Below are 4114 nucleotides of genomic sequence, written 5' to 3'. Positions count from 1 at the left end.
AGCGGTGGGTGCAGTCATGCCGCCGCGAGCTGCTCGACCGCTGCCTGCTGTGGAATGAGAGCCATCTGCGGCACGCTCTACGGGAGTACGAGCGCTTCTACAACCGGCACCGTGCCCATCAGGCACTGGATCAAGCGGCCCCGCTGCGCGCCGTCCCGGACCCGATCACGGATCCGACGCGACTCGCCGAGCTGAGCGTCCGCAGACGGGACCGGCTCGGCGGAGTCCTCCACGAGTACTCACATGCCGATTGAACTGCACGGATGTAATTTTCGGCAGGCGCACGTACCGCGACAGGCGAGCAACCACCGAGCAAACATGGGCCCTTGACCATCGCCCACCCGCGGGGATGGTTCAGGCGACCTTGACGGTGTGGTCGCCGAAGTCGGCCACCACGTCCAGCGTGCCGCCCAGAGCGGTGACGTAGGAACGCAGGGCGTCCAGGCCGCCGATCTGGCCGTGCTCGATCTGGGACACGCGCGCCTGGGAGACGCCCATGCGTTCGGCCAGGAGCTTCTGGGAGATGCCCAGGCGTTTGCGCATCTCGGCGAGCTGGGTGCCGCGCAGTTCCGCCCGGAGCTGCTCACGGCTGGCCTCCCGGGCGGCGACGCGCTCGGGGGAGTCCCACTCGGGATCGATCTCACGGATCTTGGACTTGGTGTCGGACCACTTCACGAACTCGCTCATCAGCCTTCCTCCTCCTTCTCGGCGCGGTATGCGGCGTAGCGTTCCTCCGCCAAAGGGATCGCCGTGCGGTACCACCGGTTCCATTCCCCTGCTTTGTCGCCGGCGATAAGCACGACGGCTGGCAATCCCCTCGACTCGTAGAGACTCCCATCTAGTGATCTTGCGCTTTTAGGATCTTGCTCGTGCGCCGCGCGCTCTCAGGGGCAGGCCCTGGCCTGCCCGCTCTCCTGCCCCACGGGGCCGTAGAGGCTCCGGGGTCAAAGACGGCCACAGGCCGTCGCACAGCGATCGCGGCAGCGACCCTTGAGGCCGGAGCAGACGGCCCCGTACCCTGCGCGGCGCACTCCCGGCCCGGCCGCGCCGCGGCCCTGCGTGCGCGCCGCGCCTCCTTCTTCGCCGCGCTCGCGGCACGGATACGCTGCTGAACAGCCGAATCCAGCCGCTCGAACTCAACCGGCGGGCGCAACCCGTCGGCACTGTGCAGCCGCACATGGTTGAAGTCGTCGATCCACGCCGCGACCGCCGTACGCGCCTCGGCCCGGCTCGCGAACGGCCCGGCACGCAGCACCTCGAACTCCATGCTGGAAAACAAGGACTCGGCCGCGGCGTTGTCCAGAGCCGATCCGGCCCGGCCCATCGACTGCACCACGCCCATCCGCGCGCACGCCGCCCGAAACAGACCCGCGGTGTACTCCGATCCCTGGTCGGTGTGGAACCTCACCCCGGCCACACCGCCACCGCGGACCGCGACCGCCATCTGCAGCGCCCGCATCGCCAGGACCGCATCGCCAGGACCGCGCCCTTGCGCTCGTCCATCGCGAACCCCAGCACCCGCCGGGAGAACAGATCCTGCACCGCCGCCAAGAACAGCTTGCCCTCCGCGGTGGGGATCTCGGTGCCGTCCCCGCACCAGCGCACATCAGGCGCGGGCGCGGAAAAGTCCCGCCGGACATGGTCGGCGGCACGCCAGCGCCCCCGGCCCGGACGGGTCGTGCCCGCCCGCCGCCTGCACGGCCGGGCCACCAGTCCCTGCTCCCGCATGATCTGCGCGACCGTGTTGTCCGACACCCGCCGGCCCCGCCGCCGCAGCCGCTCGGCGATCCGGGGCGAGCCATCAGCGCCCTTGCGCTCGGTGAACACCGCCGCCACCGCCCCGGCCAGGAGCCGCCGCCGGCACTCGCGTCCGCTGGGACCGTCGCGGCGCCGCCACTTGTAGAACCAGGCGGGCGAGACGCCCACCGCCCGGCAGGCCACCACGTGCGGCACGTGGTGGACGGTCCTCTGAGCGGCGATGAAGCGGGCCAGGCTCACCGCTGCGTCGCTTCCTTGCCCCAGAGGACGACACTGCGCTTGAGCACATCACGCTCCATCCGCAGCTCGGCGTTCTCCCGGCGCAGCCGGACCAGCTCAGCCCGTTCATCGGCGTCCAGGTTGCCGTTCGCCTGCCGCTGGCGGGCCATGTTCACCCAGTTCGCCAGGGTGCCTTCCTTGATGCCCAGGTCCCGGGCCACCTGCGCGATCGATGTACCGGTCTCCTCGACGATCCGGACCGCGCCCTCCCGGAAGTCCGGGTCGAACCTCCGTCGCTTCTCAGCCATCGCCCTGTCCTCCTCATAGCACGTTACGAGGGGAAACTCATCAAGCCCTACGTGATGGATTTTGAAGCGGTAGAGGATCATGGAAGCACTCACGACGTGACAGCCGTGACGGCGGAACGTAGGGAAGGACCTCGGGCAAGCCTCGGGGCCCTTCACCATGTGCGGGGGTTGATCCTGAGGCCGGGTGTGGATCTCCTACGTGATCTCGTAGGTCAGCACCGACTTGGGGGGGCTTGGGCAGTGCTTCGGGAGCGCGGATCCTGCTTCTGAGGTGCGCGGAACCGTTCCGTCAGCGTCCGGAATCCTGGTGCTGACCTGGTCGGACGGGCCTGGTCCCATTCCGCGTATGTTCCGCGACCAGTGGCAGGCAGCTGCATCCGGCTGCATGTGCCGGGGGAAGTGACCAGGAACGAAGGCCCAGGTCAGCGCCTAAGTTCCTGCTCACGACTGGTAGGGCGCCTGGGACTCGAACCCAGAACCTACGGATTAAAAGTCGGTTTGATCAATGACGTCTGCTGCCGCGGCGTACCGTCTCGTGCCGTTCTGTCCGTCGGCGTCCCCGCCGGTCTGCCGGGTGCTGTCACCGTGTGCCGTGCCGTACCGCGACAGGCGAGCAACCACCGAGCAAACATGGGTCCTTGACCATGGACCGTATCGGGGTAAGGCGGCCTTCACGGTGTGATCGCCGAAGTCGGTCGCGCTGATGGCTTGCCCGTGTGGGGTTGCGTCATCAAAGAGGTGGGACTCCGGCGGAAATGTCACACTGGAGGCATGGACAGGGCGCTCAATTACGCGAACATCCGCCCGTATGCGGTTCCCCGCGCTCTGGAGGAGCTGACCGGGCCTGCGGACGGGATCGTCACGCTGCCCGGCTGGCTGGACTGGAGCCCGCGACGCTCCTACGACCTGTCCGATCCGGTGGCGCTGCGGGTGATGTACGAGCAGGTGATCCAGGAAGGCCGAGAGCAGGATCTCAAGGCGTACCTGAACGCCGATCTGCTGGTCCGCATCTGGCCTGATCTGATCTTGCCGGTGCGGGTCCGCCGGCTGTGGGAGTCGCGGTTCACCGGGCTGCGTGACCGAGCCGCGTGATGGACCCTTTCCACCGACGACTGATTGAGATCGGTCTCAGCGTCGCCGATCAGTACGGCTTCGCGCTGGCCGGTGGTTACGCGGTGCAGGCGTACGGGATCGTGGAGCGGCCCAGCGAGGACGTCGATCTGTTCGGCGCGCTGGACATGGACTGCCCGGCGGCGGCGGACCAGGTGGCCGAGGCGTACCGAACAGCCGGGTACCAGGCTGAGATCTTGCAGAGCACTGAACGGTATGTCCGGATGTGGATCTCTGAGCGTGGCACAGGTCATGGCTGCAAGGTCGAGGTCGTCGCGGACGTGCGCTTTCAGTCGCCGGTGCGGATGGAGATGGGCCCGGTCCTCCATCCGGATGACGTCGCGGCCGGGAAGACCGAGGCGTTGTTCAATCGCGCGCTCGCTCGTGACTTCATCGATGTGGACGCGCTCGTGGAGTCGGGCCGGTACACGCGTGATCAGCTTCTGGACCTGGCCGCTCGCCGGGATGCCGGGTTCGATCGGGAGGTGTTCGCGGAGATGCTGGCGTACGTGCGCCGCCGTACCGATGAGGAGTTCGCCGTGTACGGCGTCGATGCGATCGAGGCTGAGGCCATCCGGGAGCGCTTCGGCGAGTGGGAGAAGGAGCTGCGGAAGAGCGAATGATCGCTTTCCGGGTTCGGGGTGGGAAGTTCCGATGGCGCCTCTGCGCCTGCCGATAATGTCATCCGGCCAGGTCATGGGCTTGCTGGGGATCTCCTG

6 protein-coding genes and 1 pseudogene are annotated in these 4114 nt (G+C 67.9%); 3 read left to right on the top strand and 4 right to left on the bottom strand.

Going from position 1 to position 4114, the window contains the following annotated elements; genetic code table 11:
• Positions 1-254: pseudogene (locus tag ABD823_RS34135) on the top strand (hypothetical protein); the annotation flags it as partial.
• 100 nt (positions 255-354) lie between these two features.
• Here ABD823_RS34135 and ABD823_RS34130 read toward each other — a convergent pair.
• The 4 genes from ABD823_RS34130 to ABD823_RS34115 all read right to left on the bottom strand — a co-directional run bounded on the left by ABD823_RS34130 (position 355) and on the right by ABD823_RS34115 (position 2285).
• Positions 355-687: a helix-turn-helix domain-containing protein gene (locus tag ABD823_RS34130; RefSeq protein WP_184542979.1), complete on the bottom strand. Its 333-nt coding sequence runs from the start codon at positions 685-687 to the stop codon at positions 355-357.
• 151 nt (positions 688-838) lie between these two features.
• Positions 839-1459 (bottom strand): integrase core domain-containing protein, encoded by a 621-nt coding sequence (locus tag ABD823_RS34125; RefSeq protein WP_344867042.1) that lies wholly within the window; start codon positions 1457-1459, stop codon positions 839-841.
• On the bottom strand, positions 1405-1998 hold the full coding sequence (locus ABD823_RS34120) for an IS3 family transposase (RefSeq protein WP_344867040.1): 594 nt from the start codon (positions 1996-1998) through the stop codon (positions 1405-1407). Before ABD823_RS34120 ends, ABD823_RS34125 begins: the two co-directional genes overlap by 55 nt.
• Positions 1995-2285 carry a transposase gene (locus tag ABD823_RS34115; protein ID WP_344867038.1) on the bottom strand — a complete coding sequence of 97 codons (291 nt, stop codon included), beginning with the start codon at positions 2283-2285 and terminating at the stop codon, positions 1995-1997. The genes ABD823_RS34120 and ABD823_RS34115 overlap by 4 nt, the downstream gene beginning before the upstream one ends.
• A gap of 771 nt (positions 2286-3056) precedes the next feature.
• Here ABD823_RS34115 and ABD823_RS34110 point away from each other — a divergent pair.
• Together ABD823_RS34110 and ABD823_RS34105 are read left to right on the top strand one after the other, a co-directional pair.
• Positions 3057-3377 (top strand): hypothetical protein, encoded by a 321-nt coding sequence (locus tag ABD823_RS34110; RefSeq protein WP_344867036.1) that lies wholly within the window; start codon positions 3057-3059, stop codon positions 3375-3377.
• Positions 3377-4018, top strand: coding sequence for a nucleotidyl transferase AbiEii/AbiGii toxin family protein (locus ABD823_RS34105; protein ID WP_344867034.1), 642 nt, complete (start codon positions 3377-3379; stop codon positions 4016-4018). The genes ABD823_RS34110 and ABD823_RS34105 overlap by 1 nt, the downstream gene beginning before the upstream one ends.
• Positions 4019-4114: the final 96 nt, after the last annotated feature.

The sequence above is a fragment of the Planomonospora alba genome (assembly GCF_039534085.1).
GTDB lineage: Bacteria > Actinomycetota > Actinomycetes > Streptosporangiales > Streptosporangiaceae > Planomonospora_B > Planomonospora_B alba.
The sequence above is the reverse complement of the archived record's forward strand: the minus strand, read 5'-3'. Positions and strand labels throughout refer to the sequence as shown.

Bases quoted from the DNA above. Each gene is read 5' to 3' on its own strand.
- ABD823_RS34130 (WP_184542979.1), bottom strand. From the start codon at position 687: ATGAGCGAGTTCGTGAAGTGGTCCGACACCAAGTCCAAGATCCGTGAG.
- ABD823_RS34125 (WP_344867042.1), bottom strand. From the start codon at position 1,459: ATGCGGGCGCTGCAGATGGCGGTCGCGGTCCGCGGTGGCGGTGTGGCC.
- ABD823_RS34115 (WP_344867038.1), bottom strand. From the start codon at position 2,285: ATGGCTGAGAAGCGACGGAGGTTCGACCCGGACTTCCGGGAGGGCGCG.
- ABD823_RS34110 (WP_344867036.1), top strand. From the start codon at position 3,057: ATGGACAGGGCGCTCAATTACGCGAACATCCGCCCGTATGCGGTTCCC.
- ABD823_RS34105 (WP_344867034.1), top strand. From the start codon at position 3,377: ATGGACCCTTTCCACCGACGACTGATTGAGATCGGTCTCAGCGTCGCC.